This window comes from Nocardia sp. NPDC059236 (genome assembly GCF_042754085.1).
In the GTDB taxonomy this organism is placed as follows: Bacteria; Actinomycetota; Actinomycetes; order Mycobacteriales; family Mycobacteriaceae; genus Nocardia.
The window spans coordinates 330,393-347,113 of sequence record NZ_JBHZAF010000006.1; the positions used below are offsets into that span (position 1 = coordinate 330,393).

The 16,721-nt window shown below is 67.3% G+C and carries 22 protein-coding genes; 13 read left to right on the top strand and 9 right to left on the bottom strand.

The features are described 5' to 3' along the window. Positions 1-37 precede the first annotated feature (37 nt). Positions 38-502, top strand: a complete 465-nt coding sequence (locus tag ACFXIV_RS18545) for a MarR family winged helix-turn-helix transcriptional regulator (protein ID WP_379400844.1) — start codon at positions 38-40, stop codon at positions 500-502. On the opposite strand, the gene ACFXIV_RS18550 is transcribed toward ACFXIV_RS18545, so the two are convergent. Both ACFXIV_RS18550 and ACFXIV_RS18555 read right to left on the bottom strand, forming a co-directional pair. After that, on the bottom strand, positions 499-1,545 hold the full coding sequence (locus tag ACFXIV_RS18550) for a crotonase/enoyl-CoA hydratase family protein (RefSeq protein WP_379400845.1): 1,047 nt from the start codon (positions 1,543-1,545) through the stop codon (positions 499-501). The genes ACFXIV_RS18545 and ACFXIV_RS18550 overlap by 4 nt on opposite strands. A 52-nt stretch (positions 1,546-1,597) precedes the next feature. Continuing rightward, positions 1,598-1,912: a hypothetical protein gene (locus tag ACFXIV_RS18555; RefSeq protein WP_357010865.1), complete on the bottom strand. Its 315-nt coding sequence runs from the start codon at positions 1,910-1,912 to the stop codon at positions 1,598-1,600. Positions 1,913-2,076: 164 nt separating this feature from the next. Between ACFXIV_RS18555 and ACFXIV_RS18560 the strand changes: the two genes are divergently transcribed. Next, positions 2,077-2,934: a GNAT family N-acetyltransferase gene (locus tag ACFXIV_RS18560; protein ID WP_379400846.1), complete on the top strand. Its 858-nt coding sequence runs from the start codon at positions 2,077-2,079 to the stop codon at positions 2,932-2,934. Positions 2,935-2,950: 16 nt separating this feature from the next. Here the strand turns inward: ACFXIV_RS18560 and ACFXIV_RS18565 are convergent, their stop codons facing one another. Continuing rightward, positions 2,951-3,397, bottom strand: coding sequence for a MarR family winged helix-turn-helix transcriptional regulator (locus ACFXIV_RS18565; RefSeq protein WP_379400848.1), 447 nt, complete (start codon positions 3,395-3,397; stop codon positions 2,951-2,953). A 78-nt stretch (positions 3,398-3,475) separates the two neighbouring features. Here ACFXIV_RS18565 and ACFXIV_RS18570 point away from each other — a divergent pair, with 78 nt between their 5' ends. Together ACFXIV_RS18570 and ACFXIV_RS18575 are read left to right on the top strand one after the other, a co-directional pair. Continuing rightward, positions 3,476-3,850 carry a cupin domain-containing protein gene (locus tag ACFXIV_RS18570; protein WP_379400849.1) on the top strand — a complete coding sequence of 125 codons (375 nt, stop codon included), beginning with the start codon at positions 3,476-3,478 and terminating at the stop codon, positions 3,848-3,850. A gap of 87 nt (positions 3,851-3,937) precedes the next feature. After that, positions 3,938-4,759 (top strand): thioesterase family protein, encoded by an 822-nt coding sequence (locus ACFXIV_RS18575; RefSeq protein ID WP_379400850.1) that lies wholly within the window; start codon positions 3,938-3,940, stop codon positions 4,757-4,759. A 122-nt stretch (positions 4,760-4,881) separates the two neighbouring features. Here ACFXIV_RS18575 and ACFXIV_RS18580 read toward each other — a convergent pair whose 3' ends face one another. Continuing rightward, a complete protein-coding gene (locus tag ACFXIV_RS18580; protein WP_379400851.1) occupies positions 4,882-5,793 on the bottom strand; it encodes a LysR family transcriptional regulator in 912 nt (303 codons plus the stop codon). 61 nt (positions 5,794-5,854) lie between these two features. Between ACFXIV_RS18580 and ACFXIV_RS18585 the strand changes: the two genes are divergently transcribed. After that, positions 5,855-6,205: a DoxX family protein gene (locus tag ACFXIV_RS18585; protein WP_379400852.1), complete on the top strand. Its 351-nt coding sequence runs from the start codon at positions 5,855-5,857 to the stop codon at positions 6,203-6,205. 82 nt (positions 6,206-6,287) lie between these two features. On the opposite strand, the gene ACFXIV_RS18590 is transcribed toward ACFXIV_RS18585, so the two are convergent. Continuing rightward, positions 6,288-7,064, bottom strand: a complete 777-nt coding sequence (locus ACFXIV_RS18590) for an EI24 domain-containing protein (protein WP_379421298.1) — start codon at positions 7,062-7,064, stop codon at positions 6,288-6,290. 198 nt (positions 7,065-7,262) lie between these two features. Between ACFXIV_RS18590 and ACFXIV_RS18595 the strand changes: the two genes are divergently transcribed. Then, complete coding sequence (locus ACFXIV_RS18595) at positions 7,263-7,445, top strand: hypothetical protein (RefSeq protein WP_379400854.1); 183 nt, start codon at positions 7,263-7,265, stop codon at positions 7,443-7,445. A 422-nt stretch (positions 7,446-7,867) separates the two neighbouring features. Here the strand turns inward: ACFXIV_RS18595 and ACFXIV_RS18600 are convergent, their stop codons facing one another. Next, a complete protein-coding gene (locus ACFXIV_RS18600; protein ID WP_379388808.1) occupies positions 7,868-8,077 on the bottom strand; it encodes a cold-shock protein in 210 nt (69 codons plus the stop codon). Positions 8,078-8,245: 168 nt separating this feature from the next. Continuing rightward, a complete protein-coding gene (locus ACFXIV_RS18605) occupies positions 8,246-8,776 on the bottom strand; it encodes a DUF5994 family protein (RefSeq protein WP_379400855.1) in 531 nt (176 codons plus the stop codon). Positions 8,777-9,026: 250 nt separating this feature from the next. Between ACFXIV_RS18605 and ACFXIV_RS18610 the strand changes: the two genes are divergently transcribed. The 4 genes from ACFXIV_RS18610 to ACFXIV_RS18625 all read left to right on the top strand — a co-directional run bounded on the left by ACFXIV_RS18610 (position 9,027) and on the right by ACFXIV_RS18625 (position 11,936). Continuing rightward, positions 9,027-9,464 (top strand): DUF5994 family protein, encoded by a 438-nt coding sequence (locus tag ACFXIV_RS18610; RefSeq protein WP_379400856.1) that lies wholly within the window; start codon positions 9,027-9,029, stop codon positions 9,462-9,464. 252 nt (positions 9,465-9,716) lie between these two features. After that, positions 9,717-10,622, top strand: coding sequence for an SPFH domain-containing protein (locus ACFXIV_RS18615; protein WP_379400857.1), 906 nt, complete (start codon positions 9,717-9,719; stop codon positions 10,620-10,622). Beyond that, positions 10,619-11,068, top strand: a complete 450-nt coding sequence (locus ACFXIV_RS18620; protein ID WP_379400858.1) for a DUF5994 family protein — start codon at positions 10,619-10,621, stop codon at positions 11,066-11,068. Before ACFXIV_RS18615 ends, ACFXIV_RS18620 begins: the two co-directional genes overlap by 4 nt. A 133-nt stretch (positions 11,069-11,201) precedes the next feature. Then, positions 11,202-11,936 carry a TetR/AcrR family transcriptional regulator C-terminal domain-containing protein gene (locus ACFXIV_RS18625; RefSeq protein ID WP_379400859.1) on the top strand — a complete coding sequence of 245 codons (735 nt, stop codon included), beginning with the start codon at positions 11,202-11,204 and terminating at the stop codon, positions 11,934-11,936. Here the strand turns inward: ACFXIV_RS18625 and ACFXIV_RS18630 are convergent. Further along, on the bottom strand, positions 11,905-12,342 hold the full coding sequence (locus ACFXIV_RS18630) for a DUF5994 family protein (protein ID WP_379400860.1): 438 nt from the start codon (positions 12,340-12,342) through the stop codon (positions 11,905-11,907). The two genes, ACFXIV_RS18625 and ACFXIV_RS18630, sit on opposite strands and share 32 nt — an antisense overlap. Continuing rightward, positions 12,339-13,085, bottom strand: coding sequence for a TetR/AcrR family transcriptional regulator C-terminal domain-containing protein (locus ACFXIV_RS18635; protein WP_379400861.1), 747 nt, complete (start codon positions 13,083-13,085; stop codon positions 12,339-12,341). The genes ACFXIV_RS18630 and ACFXIV_RS18635 overlap by 4 nt, the downstream gene beginning before the upstream one ends. A 159-nt stretch (positions 13,086-13,244) precedes the next feature. On the opposite strand from ACFXIV_RS18635, the gene ACFXIV_RS18640 reads away from it, so the two are divergent. The 3 genes from ACFXIV_RS18640 to ACFXIV_RS18650 all read left to right on the top strand — a co-directional run bounded on the left by ACFXIV_RS18640 (position 13,245) and on the right by ACFXIV_RS18650 (position 16,669). Next, the gene (locus ACFXIV_RS18640; protein ID WP_379400862.1) at positions 13,245-14,501 is read left to right on the top strand and encodes a fatty acid desaturase family protein; all 1,257 of its coding nucleotides are present in this window, start codon (positions 13,245-13,247) and stop codon (positions 14,499-14,501) included. 498 nt (positions 14,502-14,999) lie between these two features. Next, entirely contained in the window at positions 15,000-15,647 is a 648-nt protein-coding gene (locus ACFXIV_RS18645; protein WP_379400863.1) for an NUDIX hydrolase, read from the top strand. A 149-nt stretch (positions 15,648-15,796) separates the two neighbouring features. After that, the gene (locus ACFXIV_RS18650; RefSeq protein ID WP_379400864.1) at positions 15,797-16,669 is read left to right on the top strand and encodes an SGNH/GDSL hydrolase family protein; all 873 of its coding nucleotides are present in this window, start codon (positions 15,797-15,799) and stop codon (positions 16,667-16,669) included. Positions 16,670-16,721: the final 52 nt, after the last annotated feature.

The window sequence follows — 16,721 nt, forward strand, 5'->3', positions numbered from 1 at the left end:
GTGTCCGTGTCAACTATTCGCCGATACTATGGATGCCATGACTCGCTGGCTGACCGATGCGGAACAGACGACCTGGCAGGCCTACATTCGCATGCGGCAACGCCTGGACGCCGCCCTCGCCGCCGGGCTGGCCCAGGACGGACTGTCGACCTCCGACTACGAGGTGCTGGTCGCGCTGTCCGCGGCCGGTGGCCAGCTGCGCGCCAAAGAACTCGGCGCGGAGATCTGCTGGGACAAGAGCCGCCTGTCCAAGCATCTGTCGCGGATGGCGACCCGCGGCCTGGTCGATCGCTGCCAGGCCGTCGACGACGCCCGCGGCCGGGAGGTGCGGCTGACCGATGCCGGACGCCGGGCGCTCGAGGCCGCCGCCCCCAATCACGTGGAGCTGGTGCGGCGGCTGTTCATCGACGAGATGACTACCGAGGAGGCGGCCGCGCTGCGCTCGCTGGCCGAACGGGTCGTCGCCGAGGTCGAGCGCACCGACGTGGAGGGCATCGCCTAGTCCTCGGGCCGCTCGAACTGGGCGCGCTTCCAGTCGCCGAACGGTTCGTCGCGCTCACGGACGGCCTCGCGGAAACCGGCGGTGGCCGAACGCAATTGGAAGGCGTAACCCTCGCGGGTGTGCCGCGAGATGCCGTCGAACACGGTGCTGACCATGCCGGAGTTCGCCACGCCCTGATTGAGTAGCGCACTGTTGAGCGCCAGCTTCGCCATCACCAGCTGATTGATCGGCACCCGCGAAATGCGTTCCAGCAGTTCCTCGGTGCGTTCGTCCAGCTCGGCGGCCGGCGGTGCCTCGATTGCCAGGCCCCACTCCAGCGCCTGCTTGCCGCTGAGGCTGTCGCCGGTGAACAGCAGTCGCTTGGCGCGCTGGTCGCCGACCCGGTGCGCCCACATGCCCGCGGCCGGAATACCCCAGGTCCGGGTGGGTGGGTAGCCGAAGCGGGCGTCCTCGGCGCAGATGATCTGGTCGGCGAACAGTGCGATATCGGTGCCGCCGGCGATGGCGAAGCCGTGCACCTTGGCGACGGTCGGCTTGTTGGCGTGCAGCAGGCTGGCGAAGCCGCGGTTGAAACGCGACATCATGGCGTAGTCGACCATGGGATCCCAAGTGCCCCAGGGATTGTGATTGCGCGCCTGCACGATCGGGTCGAGCACGGTGCCCTCGGTCGGCTGGGCGCCCTCGGCCGGGGCAACGGTGCCGGCCCCGTGGTTGTTCTCGGCGAAGATCGACAGGTCGTAGCCGCCACAGAAGCCCTTGCCGCGCCCGCTCACCACGATGACGTGCACGCGCGGATCCAGATCGGCCCGCTCGACGGCGGCGGCCAGCTCGATCGGGGTGTCGGCGGTGATGGCATTGCCGCGTTCGGGCCGGTTGAAGGTGATGCGGGCGATGCGGCCGGTCACCTCGTAGGTCAGCGTGCGGCCGGTGTATTCGTTCACCGGTTCCGGGCGGCCCGCGAACAGCGAGTCGTCACCGCCGGTCAGATCGTCGCGCCAGGCAGCCGGGCGGGTGCCGGAGTGGTTCTCGTAGTCGGGGGACACTCAAGCAGTGAACCCCGGTTCATTTCTTGCTGTCAAGGGTTTCCGGGCGTTCCTACTCCCAGGGTTTGACCGGCGGTTTCACCCAGAGGATCTTCTCGTCCAACCGCTCCCGGCGGGCCTGCGGATGCCCGGGATTGCGCTCGGCCCAGGCGTCCTTCTCGCCGAGCAGCCCGGCCACCACCTGCCAGGTCTCATCGGTGCTGGGCGGATTGGTGTCGGCCGCCCGCGCCAGCTTTCGCCGTTGTGCGGCGGGCAGTTCCAGCAGTTCGGGTCCGCTGATGCCGCGCGCCCAGAGATAGGCCGCCAGCCGCCGGGCCTTCTCCTCCCGGCTGCGGCTGGCGTGATCGGAGTGTGCGTAGTCGGCCATGTCTTCCTCGAACTCCGCGCAACCCCGCAGGTCGCGGGCCATGTCTCCTCGACCCTACCGGAGCGCCGGGGCCGGCTCGCCGGGCGCTCCGCCGGGATCGAGGGCATGCCGCCGTGTCCTCGAATCTCCGCGAGTCGCAGAGCTTTTGCGGTTACCGTGGTCGCATGCCGGATGCCGTGCGTATCGATGGTCTGGTCATTGCCCGCGCCACCCCGGCGGAATGGGCCACCGTGGTGGAGTGGGCCGCCGCCGAGGGGTGGAACCCGGGGCTGCGTGATGTCACCGCGTTCTTCGCGCAGGATCCCGACGGGTTCCTGCTCGGGCGGGTGAACGGGGAGCCCGCCACCGCGGTCTCGGTGGTCAACTATGGCGACGACTACGCGTTCCTGGGTTTCTATCTGGTGCGCCCGGACCTGCGCGGGCGCGGGTTCGGCCTGGTCACCTGGGAAGCCGGGCTGAAGCACGCGGGGGAGCGGGTCGTCGGGCTCGACGGAGTTCCCGCGCAGCAGGACAACTATCGGCGCAGCGGGTTCGAACTCGCCTACAGCAGTGCGCGATTCGTGGGCGTGCCGCGCCTGCCGCTGCCGGATGACACGGTCACCGCGCTCGCGCCGGCGGATTTCGCGGCGCTGCAACCGTACGACTCGGCGTGCTATCCCGCGGATCGGCCGGTGTTCCTCAGCGCCTGGCTCGCCGAGCCGGGGCATCGGACCTTCGCCCGCATTGTCGACGGCACGGTCACCGGCTACGCCACCCTGCGTCCGGCCCGGGATTCGCTACGGGTGGGCCCACTGTTCGCCGACACCCCCGGCGACGCGCATCAGCTGCTGGCCGCACTCGCCGCCCACGCGGCGGGTATGCCGCTGGCGGTGGATGTCCCGCTCGTCAACGAGCCCGCGGTGCGGTTGATGGAGGCGGCCGGGTTGACCCCGAGCTTCGAGACCGCGCGGATGTACACCGGGCCCGTCCGGGCGTATCACCGGGAGCGGGTCTACGGTGCGACCTCCCTCGAACTCGGCTGAGCGGTAGTGGAATTCGTCACCAGGCCGACGGGCGCACCCGGCCGGGTGTGACGACTCGCGTGAGGGCATTGCGCAGTTCGACCGTGGCCGCCGGTCCCAGCGTGGCGGCCCACCGCTCGGTGAAGCGGGCCGCGGCGGCGTCGGCGGCGCGGGTGCACGCCCAGCCGCGTTCGGTGAGTGTGACGAGCTTGGCGCGCGCGTCGTGCGGATGCGGATTGCGTTGTGCGTAGCCCTTTTTGACGAGTTCCTCGACCAGCTGGCTGGCGGCCTGCTTGGTCACCCCGAGATGGTCGGCGATCTCGCCGACCGTCGCGCCGTTCGGCGCCATGCGCACGAAGGCGAAGCCGTGGGTGGGCCGGATGTCGGTGAATCCGGCCGCGACGCACCCGGCGTTGATGGCGTCGGTGACCTCCGCGGCGGCCGCGAGCAGTAGCAGCGGCAGGTCCTGTGCGTATCCGGGCATGTCTGGAATCTTGGCACTTGACAAAGAAGTCAACAAGCTTGACTATATAGTCAAGCCGCTTGACTAAAGGAGATGGCAATGCCTGTAATCCACGCCGCCGACGCCCAGTCCCACGAAATGCACGGCTCCCGCTTCACCCCGCTGGTCCGCCCCAGCACCGGCAGCAGCGAACTATGCCTGTGGCGGCTGGAGGTCGCGCCCGGCACCCAGGGTGTCCCGCACCGCGTGCTCCGTGAGGAGGCGTTCGTCCTGCTCGCGGGCTCGATCACGCTGACCATCGACGGCGAGGCCGCGCGGCTGGCACCCGGTGACGCGGCGGTGGCTCCGGCCGGATCCACCATCCGCCTGGACAATCCGGATGACCGGACCGCCGAAGTGCTCGTCAACGCGCCCGTCGGTTTCACCGGCGAGCTGCTCGACGGCACCGTCGTCAATCCGCCGTGGGTGAACTGATCATCCGCTGATTGGGACGTGGGTCTTCCCTCCCGTTTCTGCAACGTGTTCTAATTCGGGAGCTCATCAACCGGTAGGGGAGGCACCATGGCCGCGTTCTTCACCCACGAGAACGGTCGCTTCACGGCGACTCGGATGGCGGTCAGCGCCTGGTCGTCGGGGCAACTCGCGGGCACCGCCGTCTGCGGCCTGCTGGCCCACGAGCTCGAAACGCACCGCCCCGGACCCGATTTCGTGCCCGCCCGCTTCACCGTCGACCTGTTCAGTCCGGTCCTGAACGAGCCCATCGAACTGCGCAGCTCGATCGTCCGCGACGGCAATCGAATCCGGGTGGCCGATGCCGCCATCGTCCAGCACGATCGCGTGCGTGCCCGCGCCACCGTGCAATTCCTGGTCGCCACCGCCGAGCCGCCGGGCCGGATCTGGCAGCCCGCCCAGGACCTCCCCGCCCCCGCGGCCCGGCTCGACGGCCCCGAGGGCAGCCCGCCGCTGTTCAAGTCCGGATCCTTCGACTGGACCCACGATTTCGCCTCCGGCGTCAATCCGCACCGGAAGGCGGCCTGGAACAACGTCCCGTCCCTCATCGAGGGTGTGCTCATCACCCCGTTCGAGCGCGCGGCCTTCGTGAGCGACTCCACCAACCTCGTCTGCAACTGGGGTACCGAGGGCGTCGGCTACATCAACACCGATGTCACCATGACGCTGTCCCGCCTTCCCGAGGGGGTGGAACTGGGTCTTCAAGCCCGAGACCACGTCTCCTCGAACGGCATTGCCGTCTCCACGGCGACTCTCTACGACCGCAGTGGCGAGCTCGGCGTCTGCACCATCACCGCACTGTCCAATGCCCGCCGTCAGGTCGATATGGCCGCCTTCGCCGAAGCTCAGGCCTTCCCCGCCTCCGCCAACTGACCGGTCCGGGTCGATGTGCGTTGGCGCACATCAGCGCCCGAACGAGCCGACCGGGTCCGATCCGACTCGGCTCCAAGGGAAACCGGCTCAGGCCCGGCAATCCGCCGGGCCTGTGCCGGTTTTCACGCGGTGCTCGCGGGCGGCGTCTGCCGGTGATCGAGGCAGCTGCGGACGAAGTCCTGTACGACCGGATCGGTGTCCGCGCCGGGCCGCCAGGCCACGCCGGCCCGGCTCGGGCTCACCCCGCTGACCGGGCGGTAGACGATGCCGGGACGCGTGTAGAAGCGTGCCGCGGATTCGGGCGCGAGGGCGATCCCGTCACCGTTGGCGATGCAGATCAGCCAATCGTCGGGGTGTTCGGTGACCGCGCCGATCCGCACCGGATGTTCGTCGCGCTCGTCGGCCGCCAGCCAATAGTCGCGCCACGCACCTGTTTCCGGCGGGGCCGCCACGAACGGCTCGTCCCATAGTTCACGGAACGGGATCACTTCGCGGGTGGCGAGCGGGTGCGAGGCGCGTAGCGCGACCCAACGCGGTTCGGTCAGCAGCAACTCCACCCGGAACCGCTCCTGACCGGGAAATGGCAACCGCAGCAACGCGACATCGACCTCCCCGGCGGCCAGCCCCGCAGTCGGGTTCGACCAGGCCGCCTGCCGCATCTCGATACGCCATTCCGGACGGCGGCGGACGAAATCCGCGATGATGAGCTGGGTGGCCTCATTGGCCCCGCCCGCGATGAACCCGACCCGCAGCACGCGCGCCGCCGCGCTCGCGGCGCTCATCGTCTCGGTCAGCGCCCGATCCCAGCTGGTCAGTACCTCCGGCGCCCACTGCGCGAGCGCCCGCCCCGATTCCGTCAGTGCCATACCGGATTTCGACCGCGTGAACAGCCGCACCCCGAGCTGGTTCTCCAACTGCTTGATCTGCTTGGTCAGCGCCGGCTGCGACACGAACAACCCCTCTGCCGCGCGGGTCAGATTCCCTTCCCGGGCCACTGCCGCGAAATACCGCAGCAACCGCGTGTCCACATCCATGCCATCAGGTTATAGATGCAGGTATTGGACGCGGAAAGTCGCGGTCGGCCAGCATCGTTGGGTGTCCATCGCCTATCTGGTAATCACCCTCGTCACGATCGCAATCAACGGTGGAATGGCCGTCGCCGACTTCGCCCGGGCAAAGTTCGTCCTGGCCAATTCGGCCGAGGTGAACTTCCCCGCGTCCTGGATCCCCCTCGCCGGCACCGCGAAAGCCGCCGGCGCCCTCGGCCTCCTACTCGGCCTCCTCGGCGCCCGCCCCCTCGGCATCGCCGCCGCTCTCGGCCTGGTCCTCTACTTCATCGCCGCAATCGTCGTCCACATCCGCGCCCGGGTGCTCCACAACATCGCTTTCCCCGCAATGTACTTCGCCTTCGCCGCAGCATCCCTGACCTTCGCCCTCGCCCGATAACGCCATCCCGACTCCGGCGTTGCGCGCAGCCGGCTTCCGAGTCAGGTTCGAACACCTGCGCGGCTGCTGCGAGTCGGTTCGCTCAGACGTCAGCGCGGTTTTCGGCGAGGCGGTTCGGTTCGTGCATTAGTTCGCGGGTCAGGAGAGTGGCGCCCGCGACGGCACCCGGCATGAGGAATACCGCGACCAGCGGCACCAGAAAGGCCAGCCCGAGAGGAACGCCGAAGCCCCATGCCAAGCCTTTGCGGGCGCGCAGCAGAGCCAGCTGCTCGCGCAGGTGAACCGTGCGTCGCTGGAGTGCAACCGAGGTGAGCTCCTGCGTGAGGAAGAACCCGGTGACGAACACCGCGACAACCGGAATCACAGTCTGACCGACGACGGGGACGAACCCCAGCACGAACAACAGCACAGCCCACACCATGGCCCGCACCAGAATCCGAACACTGTCACGAACCGACACCCACAACTCCCGCCACCAGGAAAGCCCAGACTCCGGCGCAATCCCATCCGGCGAGACCGACCGATCAACCCGCTGCGAGATCACGTCATAGAAGGGCGCCCCGATCACCAAAGTCACGGCGGTGAACGTCAGTACGGCAGCCAACACCGCAAGCGCGACCAGCGCGATGCTCAACGCCCCGCGAAACAACCCCGCCCACGGACTCGGCCAGTGATCCGCAAACGGCGTCACTGTCTCGGTCAGATCTCCACCCCACGCCATCACCGCGATCAACGCCCCTACGTACAACACCAACGTCACCAGCGCCGGCACGATCCCGAACCCGAACTCCCGCGGCCGCCGAGCCACCCACCGCTGCCCCCGCACAAAATATGTGAACCCAGCCCCGAAATCGCGCATCCCCGAACGATACTGGCGCCACCCTCGATTCCCGCACGCCTGCCGCGGCAAACGATTGAACCACCGTCGTTGGTTTCCATCCATTCAGCCGCGGCGAATCCGGCGACGTCGCCTGCCGGCCCGTGCGAGGATCACAGACGGCTTGGCGCTCAATGACTTCGACAGGATCGGTATGACCCAGACTTCGGCAGGATCGAAATGACGCGAAACCAGCTGTCTGCCGTCCAATCACTGGCGGTGGTCGGATTTCTGCTTTTGATTCTCGGGGTCGCGACCTTCTCGCTGGCGTACACCGCCGCCGCCGAGGTCTTCGGCGGCCTGGGGATCATCTCGATGATCGGGGCCGCGATCACTTGGGCGACCCTCAAACCGCCGAAGTAGCGGCCCCCCCGTCGTACCCAACTGCAGCACGAGGGATTCACCAAGCCGATAGTGGCCCTCGGCGCGGACCCCAGCGGCTGCGCCCCGCCGACCCGGGTGTGGGGCTGGACATAGTTGATGGCGGCCGGGTGCGCGCACCGTTATGGTGTTCCTGCGACGTGGGGAAGTTCCTGGATCTATAGCTGGGGGCCGAGTTGAGTTCCTCCGCGTCGTCCAAATACTCGGCAAGCCTTCGATCGCACAGGTCGGGGGCTTGATTCATGTGCGGGCACAACCGATGAAGGGCTGCGTTCCGCAATGGCGGAGCCCCGGCAGATCTTCTCTCCAGTGTGCTCGTCGGTTCGGTCGTGGGTGATCGGCAACCCGAACCTCTGGAATGCCGCGAACATGGCGTTGCCGGCCACGCCCGCGGCCGGGAACTACTACCCCGTCACGACCACGACGTTTTCTGCCTGTGGTCCTTTCGCCCCCTGCACCACGTCGTACTCGACCCGGTCGTTCTCCTGCAGCGACTTGTACCCAGTGGACTGGATCGCGCTGAAGTGGACGAATACGTCCGGTCCACCCGCATCCTGCGTAATGAACCCGAATCCCTTGTCGGCGTTGAAGAATTTTACAGTGCCTGTTGCCATTGGCCGGCCCCTTCACATCGGACGAGTGGACCGCTCGAGCCTACCGGCCAACTCGTACCTGCACCGGCCGGACACGGCGAAGCGGCGGCCCTTCGCATCGCCGTCGGCCGCTGCAGCGTCCCGGCTCGAACGCGATTCCGCCAGTGACCCGCAGTTTGCTCGTGGGCATCAGTTCGGTGATGTGGTGTGAGCGGCCCAGTGGAGGGCCGCGGCCTTCCTTCCGGCGCGTTCCCGGCGGCGGCGAATGCCGAGTCGGAGTAGTCCGTCCACGGTTGGGTTGCTGTTCGCTGCGGCCGCGGAGTCCATCGCCGAGCACGCGTCGCTCGGAGCGGTCTCGGGCGGCACCACCAGCAGGACGAGCCTGCGGTGGCGCGGCGTGCCGGTCAGTTCGACCGTGTGCGCCGGGGTGTAGCCGTGCCAGTCCAGCCTTACCGGCTGCCCGGCGACGGTGAGCGGGCCGGTCGGTGTGTCCCAGTCGATCAGGTAGTACTCCACTCGCAGGACCGAGCCGAGGCGCGCCGCGAGGATGGTGATCAGGCCGGGGAGCTCGGTGACGAGATCGCCGGTGTAGGGCCACCAGGCTCCGTCGACGTACCCGGTCTTCGGGGCTGCGGGTTTCAGCAACACGCGTGGAGTGGGTTCACCCAGCCCTGGTCGGCCGTCGATATCGGCGCGGGTCGGCTGTGGTGTGCGGGTCATTTGCGTCGTCATGGTGTGACGTCGTCCTGTCTCGGCCTCGAACGGGCCGGTTCTCCGAGAATCAGCTGCCGAAACGGTCTGGATACGACCGGATGCGATACACCGCCGATGTGATCAGCCTACGCCGAACACCGTCGGTCTGATTTGTAGACCTACATCGTTGACACCATCGCGTGACCGGCGTCTACTGGAGGTACGAATACGGCGTGGCCGGGGGCCGGCTCCCGGGCGCTGAATCAGGAGTTCTGCCATGAAACAGCTGCGCATCCACCGTCATCTCGCCCACCATCGCGCCGGGCCCGGGTACACGCCCCGCCTCGAACTGAGGCCGAAGGACCGGCCCGCGGAATACCTCGACGGTGCGTGGTGGCCCCGATCCACGGACCTCGTCACCGAACTGCCCGATCTGCTGGCGGTACTCGCGGTCCGGCTTGGCCCGGTACACCGCATCGTCTACGACCAGCGGAGCTGGCTGCCCGCGCCCGGGCGCATCGCCATCGACGGCGTGCAGATCCAACTCGACGCCTTTTCCTTCGAGCTGGGCAACACCATGTACGTCCTCAGCGGCGCTGACGACATGCTCGTCCTGCAAGTGATCGCATCGACCGCCGATCCGGATATCGCGCACACCACGCTGAGGGCGGCCGTCGCCCGGCCTCCCCGGCCGGGCGTGCACGACATCGAGTGATCGACGCCCACGCGAAGATTCGGCCGAGGGGCGTCGGTGTCAGTGGATTGTGGCTGGGCGTGGACGGTGATGTCGAGGGACGCGGAAACATCGCGCTTCACGAGCGGGTGCCGCACGTTCGCAGCGGATGCATGGTCAGCAGCCTTCCGAGGTTTGCGATGCGGTGTGTCAACTCTGGCTGTCTACGACGTAGACATGAGCTGTAGAAGCGGCCTACGCTGGGATGTGACGCTCATCTTGTGAGGAGGAGTCGTGAACGTACTCGGTGCCGCGATCGTCGTACTCGTGGCGGTCCTGATCGTGCTGGCCCTGTCGATTCGAGTGGTGACCCAGTACGAGAAGGGTGTGCTGTTCCGGCTCGGGCGGGTGATCGCCGTCCGCGAACCTGGGCTGAACTTCATCGTCCCGGTGATCGATCGGCTGCGGAAGGTGTCGTTGCGCATCATCACCATGCCGATCCAGTCGCAGGGCATCATCACCCGTGACAACGTCAGCGTCGACATCTCCGCCGTCGCGTACTTCCGGGTCGTCGACGTCGAGAAGTCGGTCGTCGCGATCGAAAACGTTTATGCGGCAATCGATCAGATCGCCCAGACCACGCTGCGTAAGGTGGTCGGCCGGCATACGCTCGATCAGGCGCTGGCCGAGACCGACACCATCAATGTCGACATCCGCCAGATCCTCGACATCACCACCCTGGAATGGGGTGTCGAAGTCACCCTGGTCGAGCTCAAGGACATCCAGTTGCCCCAGACGATGCAGCGGGCGATGGCCCGCCAGGCCGAGGCCGAGCGGGAGAAGCGAGCGAAAATCATTGCCGCCGAGGGCGAATCGCTGGCGGCAGCGGCGCTCGGCGACGCGTCCGACACGATGATGGCGCACCCGCTGGCGCTGCAACTGCGCAATCTGCAGACCCTCATCGAACTGGGAGTCGACAAGAACACGACCGTGGTCTTCCCGGCGCCGCTGATGAGCGCGATCGGTGAGGTCAGCGCCTTCCTGGCCCGCGAAACCGCGTCCGCGGCACCGTATGCCGCGGTTCAGCCGCCGATGGTTGCGGGGGGCGCGGTGCGGGCGCCCAACCGCGTCCTCGCCGAGCCCATCGGCCCCGTGAACGGCTCGATGGCCACCTTCCCGGAAGCAGGCCCCAGCTCATGATCCCCTTTGTAGGTGCGATACGCCCGTTCGTCGGTGTTGTTCCCGGCCGCGCCCAGCCTTTCCCGACGCCGACCCGCACCCCCCGGCTGATGTTGCAGGAGCGCGGCGCCGCCACCGGCGACGTCGACGGCGCATGGTGGCCCTGGACCGCCAACCTCACTGCCGAACTGCACGATCTGATCAGCGCCGTCACTCCGCGCATGGGGTCGATAGCCCGCATCGGATTCGACTGGAATGCACGGAGTCTGGCCCAACGCCGCATCGATCACGACGACGGCGTCGAGCTGCGCGGCCCCGGTATCGACCAGCCGCCCGCCGTCATGCGACTGATCGGAACGGACGGCAGCCAACTGACCCTGCTCGTCATCCCGTTCGACACCCCGGTCCATCGCGCCGACGAGCAGATGCGGCAGGCGGCGCGGTGTAGAGCACCCTCGCGCCGGTAATCCGCGGAGATACCGCCGACCTGGACCGAAGCGCGCGCCCGCCGCTCGGAGGCGCGGTTTGCGTCGCAATGTCAACGGTGTCTGTCTACGATCGAGCGATCGGATACTCCGATGGGAATGGAGGATCTCCCGCATGGCCGAACGCCCTGCCGGTCGCAAGCCCACCCGATCCGCGAACCGGCAGTCGGATCCGAGCATCGTCGCCCGCGGTGGCGGCACGGTCACCCGGGCTGTGGTGTTGACCGCAGCGCTCGAGCTGATCGATCGTGACGGCGTCGACGGGTTGTCGATGCGACGCCTGGCCGAAGCTGTGGGGCGTGATCCGATGGTCATATACCGGCACGTGGCGAGCAAGGCCGCGGTGCTCGACGGCGTCGCCGAGATCGTGTTCGCACAGCTGTCGGTCGATACCGAGGACACCGATTGGATCGGCCAATTACGGGTCGTCGCACGGGATTTCCGTCAGCTGGCATTGGCTCATCCGCGGGTGGTTCCGCTGCTGGTGACCCGGCCACTGGCCACCCCGCTGGGCCTGCGCCCGGCGTCGGTGGTTCGTCCCCTGGAGGACATCCTCGAACTGCTCACCCGCGCAGGGTTTTCCGGCGCCGACGCGCTGCATGTCTACCGCGCCCTGTTCGGATTTCTCTACGGGCATGTGCTCAACGAGCTGCAGGAGATCGTGGAGCGACCCGAGGAGACCGACGAGGTGCTGCGCCTGGGACTGTATCGCCTTCCGCTCGCGGAGTTCCCGCTGGTGCGGGGACTCGCGCCGGTCCTGGCCGCCTACGACGGCGCCGCCGAGCTCGAACGTGGCCTCGATATCCTGCTGACCGGTCTCACTGCGACGCTGCCCGATCCCAGGCGTTGACATCCGCCTGCGCCCCGCCCTCGGATTCCCAACGCTGTTGTACGGCGACCATGTCGATGTTCTCGACCGGGGTGATGACACGAAGGATGAGCCGGGTGCCGATGTCGGCACCGTGAACCTCGAGGATGCGGGCGGGCATGCGCCGGTAGCCATCGAGCCGTACCTGCCGCCCGTCGAAGTCGAGTGTGCTCGGTGCGGCGGCCCATTCGCAGAGGTGGTGGATCACTCGATGGATCGGACCGAGCCGACGGGTGAGCGCTGTGAGCAGGTCCGGAAGCTCGGTGGCGAGGTCGCGACTGTGCGGCCACCAGAATCCGTCGACGGCCCCGGTGCCGCCGGTGTCGAGCGCGAGCCGCAGCTGGTGGGCCGGCCCTGCCGGTCGATCTGCGTTGTGTTGCGGTGTCATCCTCCACGCTTCCTTCCCGGCCGGGTCGCGGCCGCGGACATGGTGGTGGTGAGGCCGGTGAGCAGGATGTCGAGGCCGCGTTCGAGCTCGGTCGCGCCGTCGTAACCGGCCAGGTCCGAGGCGAGACCGCGCAGCAGGGGGAATTCGCCGATCGGGAGGTGATACAGACCCAGGCGCAGCAGATCGTCGGTTTCCTCGGGGTGTTCGACGAGTTCCTGGAGTTCGTTGAGGATGTGCCCGTTCAGGAATCCGAACAGCGCGCGATAAATGTGCAGCGCGTCGGCGCCGCTGAAGTCGGCTCGGGTGAGCAATTCGAGGATGTGTTCCAGCGGCCGCAGGGTGCCCAGGGGCCGTAGTGCCAGTGGCGTGGCCAGGGGAAGGGTGACCAGCAGCGACACGGTGTTCGGGTGAGCGACGGCAAGCTTGCGGAAATCGCGTGCGACACTGCGTAATTGGTGGCGCCAGTCGGAGTCGGTGGGGTCGACGGTCAACTGTGCGAGCACGAGCTCGGCGACCCCGTCGAGAAGTGCGGCCTTGTTCGCGGCATGTCGGTAGAGGACCATCGGGTCCCGGCCGAGCGCCTGCCCGAGACGTCGCATCGAGAGCCGCTCGACGCTGTCGCGGTCGATGATCTCGAGCGCGGCGGTCAGCATCGCGTCTCGGGTCAGGGGGTCGTTCCGGGTGTTCGTCCGATTCGCCGGGTGGGCGTGGGCGCCGGTCGGGCCGGCTCTGGTTCGATTCATCGCTTCAGCGCCTCTGCATCGGAGTGGAATACCTACGCTGTCATTCTACGTCGTAGACATAGTCTGTAGTAGCAATCTAAGCTGGGAAGAAGACCGGCATCGTCGCAAGGTTGATGGCTTGTCCGAGGCAGCTGCCCCGGCGAACAGGGGGCATGGCGAATGGCGATTACGCAGGTCGCGGTCTACGCGCACTTGACCGCGGCGGATGTCGAGGCGCTCAGCCGGGAGCTCGACGCGATCCGCCGCGACATCGAGGAGCGGCTCGGCGCCCGAGACGCGGCCTACATCCGTCGGACAATCGCGTTTCAACGCATCCTCGACCTGGGATCACGTCTCGTCATCGCCTGTAGCAGAACGAATCTCGGCGTGGCGCTGGGTGTCGTTGCGCTGGCGGGCGCGAAGAGTATCGAGAACATGGAGATCGGCCACAATGTGTGCCACGGCCAATGGGACTGGATGAACGATCCGGAAATCCATTCCAGCACATGGGAGTGGGACATGGCCGGTGTGTCGTCGCAGTGGCGGTACTCGCACAACTACCGCCATCACGTGTTCACGAATGTGCTCGGCATCGACGACGATATCGGCTTCGGCGTGATGCGGGTGACTCGCGACCAGCCGTGGCGGGCGCGACTGCTGGTGCAGCCCCTGCAAAACCTTTTTCTAGCAGTAACTTTCGAGTGGGGGATCGCCCTGCATGGCCTGTACTCCGAACGTGATCGCGCGGCGACCGGAGCCGAGAAGACTACGCACACCAGGGAGTTGATCCGCAAGATCGGCCGGCAGACGGGGAAGGACTATCTGCTCTTCCCGGCGCTGAGCGGACGGCGCTGGCGTCGCACCCTCGCCGCGAACACGGCCGCCAACACGTTGCGCAATCTGTGGGCCTATGTCGTGATTTTCTGCGGTCATTTCCCCGATGGCGCAGAGAAGTTCACGTCCGCCGCGATCGAGCACGAGACCAAGCCGGAATGGTATCTGCGGCAGATGCTGGGCACCGCGAACTTCGATGCCGGACCGGTGCTGGCCTTTCTGAGCGGGCACCTGTCCCACCAGATCGAACATCACCTGTTTCCCGACCTGCCCAGCAACCGCTATCCCGAGATCGCTCAGCGGGTCCGCGCCCTCTGCGACAAATACGACCTGCCCTACACCACCGGGCCACTGCCGCGGCAGTACCTGCTTGCTCTGCGCACGATCAACAAGCTCGCCCTTCCGGACGCCTTCCTGACCGCCACCTCCGATGACGCTCCCGAGACCTGCTCGGAAAGAAGATTCGGCTCGCTCCCCGAGCACGGTGTCGATTCGTCCCCGGGCCGCCGCGGGCTTCGCACCGCACTCGCGGAACGGACCCGTCGCCGCCCGCATCGGAGCGGCGCGAGCGGGACGCACAGCTACCCCCGGGGCGCGGTGTGATGACAGCGTCGGTACGCGGATATCCCTTCCGCAGTGGGAGATTCGTCCCGCCCGGAACTTCCGGCAATAGCGCCCGGCGGCGAGGCGGACGGGTAGGCTCGACCGTACGCCGGGCCTCTCGCGGATCGCATCGATGCGGGCAGTCGGATCATCCCGAACATGCGGCGGCCGGATCGGATCCCATACATGGGTGTATGCGGTATAGCGAGAGCGAAATCGCTTGTCGTGCAAGCTATGTATCGCATTCGAGAGGTTTCCATGTCCGAAGATCTTCTCGGTTCTCGCCCGTCGGCGACGAGGCCGAGGTGCGACCCGCCGCCAGGAATCCGGGTCGGCGATCGCGATGTCGGCCGGTGCTCGCGACCGTCCACGAAATCGTCAGGGTCGGCTGAGCCCGGTTCGCGCGGAGCTCCTGAATCGCCGATCGCCTCGTAGACCTGATCGCGAGTCCGGGAACGGGCGTTGACGATGGGCGGCGGGGCGATCTAGGTTCGGCAGATGCCGGTCGACGAGGACAGCAGCGGGTACCGCTGGAGCGATGTGCCCGCGGACCGGTTACGGCAGGAAATGACCGAGGCGTTGGGTGCGTTTCCTCGTCGAGCCGTCGATCCTGACGGCCGCAAGCCCGCCGCGGTCGTGATCGCGATAGTCGATCACGGTGGGGAACAAGGATTTTGGCTGACCGAGCGGTCGTCGGGGCTGCGGGCTCACGCCGGGCAATTGGCCTTGCCCGGTGGCAGGCTGGATCCGGGGGAGGACTCGGAAACGGCGGCGTTGCGCGAGCTGCACGAGGAATTGGGAATCGCTCTGCCCAGATCGGCGGTGCTCGGGCTGCTCGACGATTACCCGACCCGTTCCGGCTATGTGATGACCCCCGTGGTCGCGTGGGTCGGCGACGCATCGGCTCTCACCCCCAACCCCGCCGAAGTGGCTGCGGTGCACTGGATTCCACTGTCCGACCTCGATGTCACCCCTCGCTTCGCCCCGGTCCCCGGTTCCGACCGCCCCACCATCCAGCTACCCCTGCTGGGCGGCCACCTGCACGCCCCCGCTGCCGCGATCCTCCACCAGTTCCGCGAGGTCGCCATGCACCGCCGCCCCACCCGCGTCGACCATATGGACCAGCCCCGTTTCGCCTGGGAATGAGCGGAATCGATCGGACCCGACCGATGTGGCCATCATTACGGCACAAGCTGAACCGGGGATAACGATTCGGTCGCTTGATCTATTGGCTGCCAGGTCATCTCGTACCGTCTGTGGCTATTCGCCCGAGCTCGACCGCGAGGACCTTTATCGTGAATCTGAAGTACTTCCTGTCCACTGTTGCGATCGTCGCCGCCGGGACCCTCGTCAGTATCGCCCCCGCTACCGCCGACGCCGGCACGAAGTATGTGGCGCTGGGGGATTCGTACGCGGCGGGAGTCGGGATCTCCAACATCCTCGACAAGACCTGCTCACGCTCCGATCGCAACTACGCCCACCTGTTCGCGGCGGCACGCGGTTACAGCCTCACCGATGTCACGTGTGGCGGCGCGACGACCGACTCGGTGACCAGCACCCAGCTCTCCGCCGTCACCGCCGACACCAATCTGGTCACCCTGGGTGTCGGCGGCAACGACATCGGCTTCACCGACATCGTGAAGGACTGTGTGACGGCGGGAACCCTGGGCACAGGATCCGGGACGGGCAGCGCCGTACTCCAAAATCTCGGAACGGGAATCGCCAGCGGTAGTGCCGAGGCGCTGCTGGGGTGCAAGAACAAGTACGACGCCTCGATGCCGACCCGGCTGTCGCAGGCCTCGGCCAAGGTCGCGAAACTGGTGTCCGACATCAAGACCCGAGCCCCGCAGGCGCGGGTCGTCCTGGTCGGTTACCCGCACATCCTGCCCGACAACGCGGCCCTGTGCGCCGGGCGGCAGCCGGTGCTGCCCGCCGATGTCGACTGGGCGCGTGACACCGTCGTCGGCGGATTGAACACCATGCTGCGTTCCCAGGCCGGCACCGAGTACTTCAGCACCTACGAGATCTACAACGGTCACGATGTCTGCGAGGCGATCCCGGACCGCTGGGTCAACGGCACCTCGGTCGACAATGGCGAAGGCGCGCAATTCCATCCGAATCAGTACGGGCACGCGGCCACCGCGCAGAAGATGGCAGCCACGCTCTGATAGCCTGCGCCGGGGCCTCCCTCGTCCCCTCCCCGCCGCCCGGGCCGCAGCG

What these genes read in the sequence shown, in the direction of transcription:
- ACFXIV_RS18545 (WP_379400844.1), top strand. Translation starts at nt 38, where the DNA reads ATGACTCGCTGGCTGACCGATGCGGAACAGACGACCTGGCAGGCCTAC.
- ACFXIV_RS18555 (WP_357010865.1), bottom strand. Translation starts at nt 1,912, where the DNA reads ATGGCCGACTACGCACACTCCGATCACGCCAGCCGCAGCCGGGAGGAG.
- ACFXIV_RS18560 (WP_379400846.1), top strand. Translation starts at nt 2,077, where the DNA reads ATGCCGGATGCCGTGCGTATCGATGGTCTGGTCATTGCCCGCGCCACC.
- ACFXIV_RS18565 (WP_379400848.1), bottom strand. Translation starts at nt 3,397, where the DNA reads ATGCCCGGATACGCACAGGACCTGCCGCTGCTACTGCTCGCGGCCGCC.
- ACFXIV_RS18570 (WP_379400849.1), top strand. Translation starts at nt 3,476, where the DNA reads ATGCCTGTAATCCACGCCGCCGACGCCCAGTCCCACGAAATGCACGGC.
- ACFXIV_RS18575 (WP_379400850.1), top strand. Translation starts at nt 3,938, where the DNA reads ATGGCCGCGTTCTTCACCCACGAGAACGGTCGCTTCACGGCGACTCGG.
- ACFXIV_RS18580 (WP_379400851.1), bottom strand. Translation starts at nt 5,793, where the DNA reads ATGGATGTGGACACGCGGTTGCTGCGGTATTTCGCGGCAGTGGCCCGG.
- ACFXIV_RS18590 (WP_379421298.1), bottom strand. Translation starts at nt 7,064, where the DNA reads ATGCGCGATTTCGGGGCTGGGTTCACATATTTTGTGCGGGGGCAGCGG.
- ACFXIV_RS18595 (WP_379400854.1), top strand. Translation starts at nt 7,263, where the DNA reads ATGACGCGAAACCAGCTGTCTGCCGTCCAATCACTGGCGGTGGTCGGA.
- ACFXIV_RS18600 (WP_379388808.1), bottom strand. Translation starts at nt 8,077, where the DNA reads ATGGCAACAGGCACTGTAAAATTCTTCAACGCCGACAAGGGATTCGGG.
- ACFXIV_RS18605 (WP_379400855.1), bottom strand. Translation starts at nt 8,776, where the DNA reads ATGACCCGCACACCACAGCCGACCCGCGCCGATATCGACGGCCGACCA.
- ACFXIV_RS18610 (WP_379400856.1), top strand. Translation starts at nt 9,027, where the DNA reads ATGAAACAGCTGCGCATCCACCGTCATCTCGCCCACCATCGCGCCGGG.
- ACFXIV_RS18620 (WP_379400858.1), top strand. Translation starts at nt 10,619, where the DNA reads ATGATCCCCTTTGTAGGTGCGATACGCCCGTTCGTCGGTGTTGTTCCC.
- ACFXIV_RS18625 (WP_379400859.1), top strand. Translation starts at nt 11,202, where the DNA reads ATGGCCGAACGCCCTGCCGGTCGCAAGCCCACCCGATCCGCGAACCGG.
- ACFXIV_RS18630 (WP_379400860.1), bottom strand. Translation starts at nt 12,342, where the DNA reads ATGACACCGCAACACAACGCAGATCGACCGGCAGGGCCGGCCCACCAG.
- ACFXIV_RS18635 (WP_379400861.1), bottom strand. Translation starts at nt 13,085, where the DNA reads ATGAATCGAACCAGAGCCGGCCCGACCGGCGCCCACGCCCACCCGGCG.
- ACFXIV_RS18640 (WP_379400862.1), top strand. Translation starts at nt 13,245, where the DNA reads ATGGCGATTACGCAGGTCGCGGTCTACGCGCACTTGACCGCGGCGGAT.
- ACFXIV_RS18645 (WP_379400863.1), top strand. Translation starts at nt 15,000, where the DNA reads ATGCCGGTCGACGAGGACAGCAGCGGGTACCGCTGGAGCGATGTGCCC.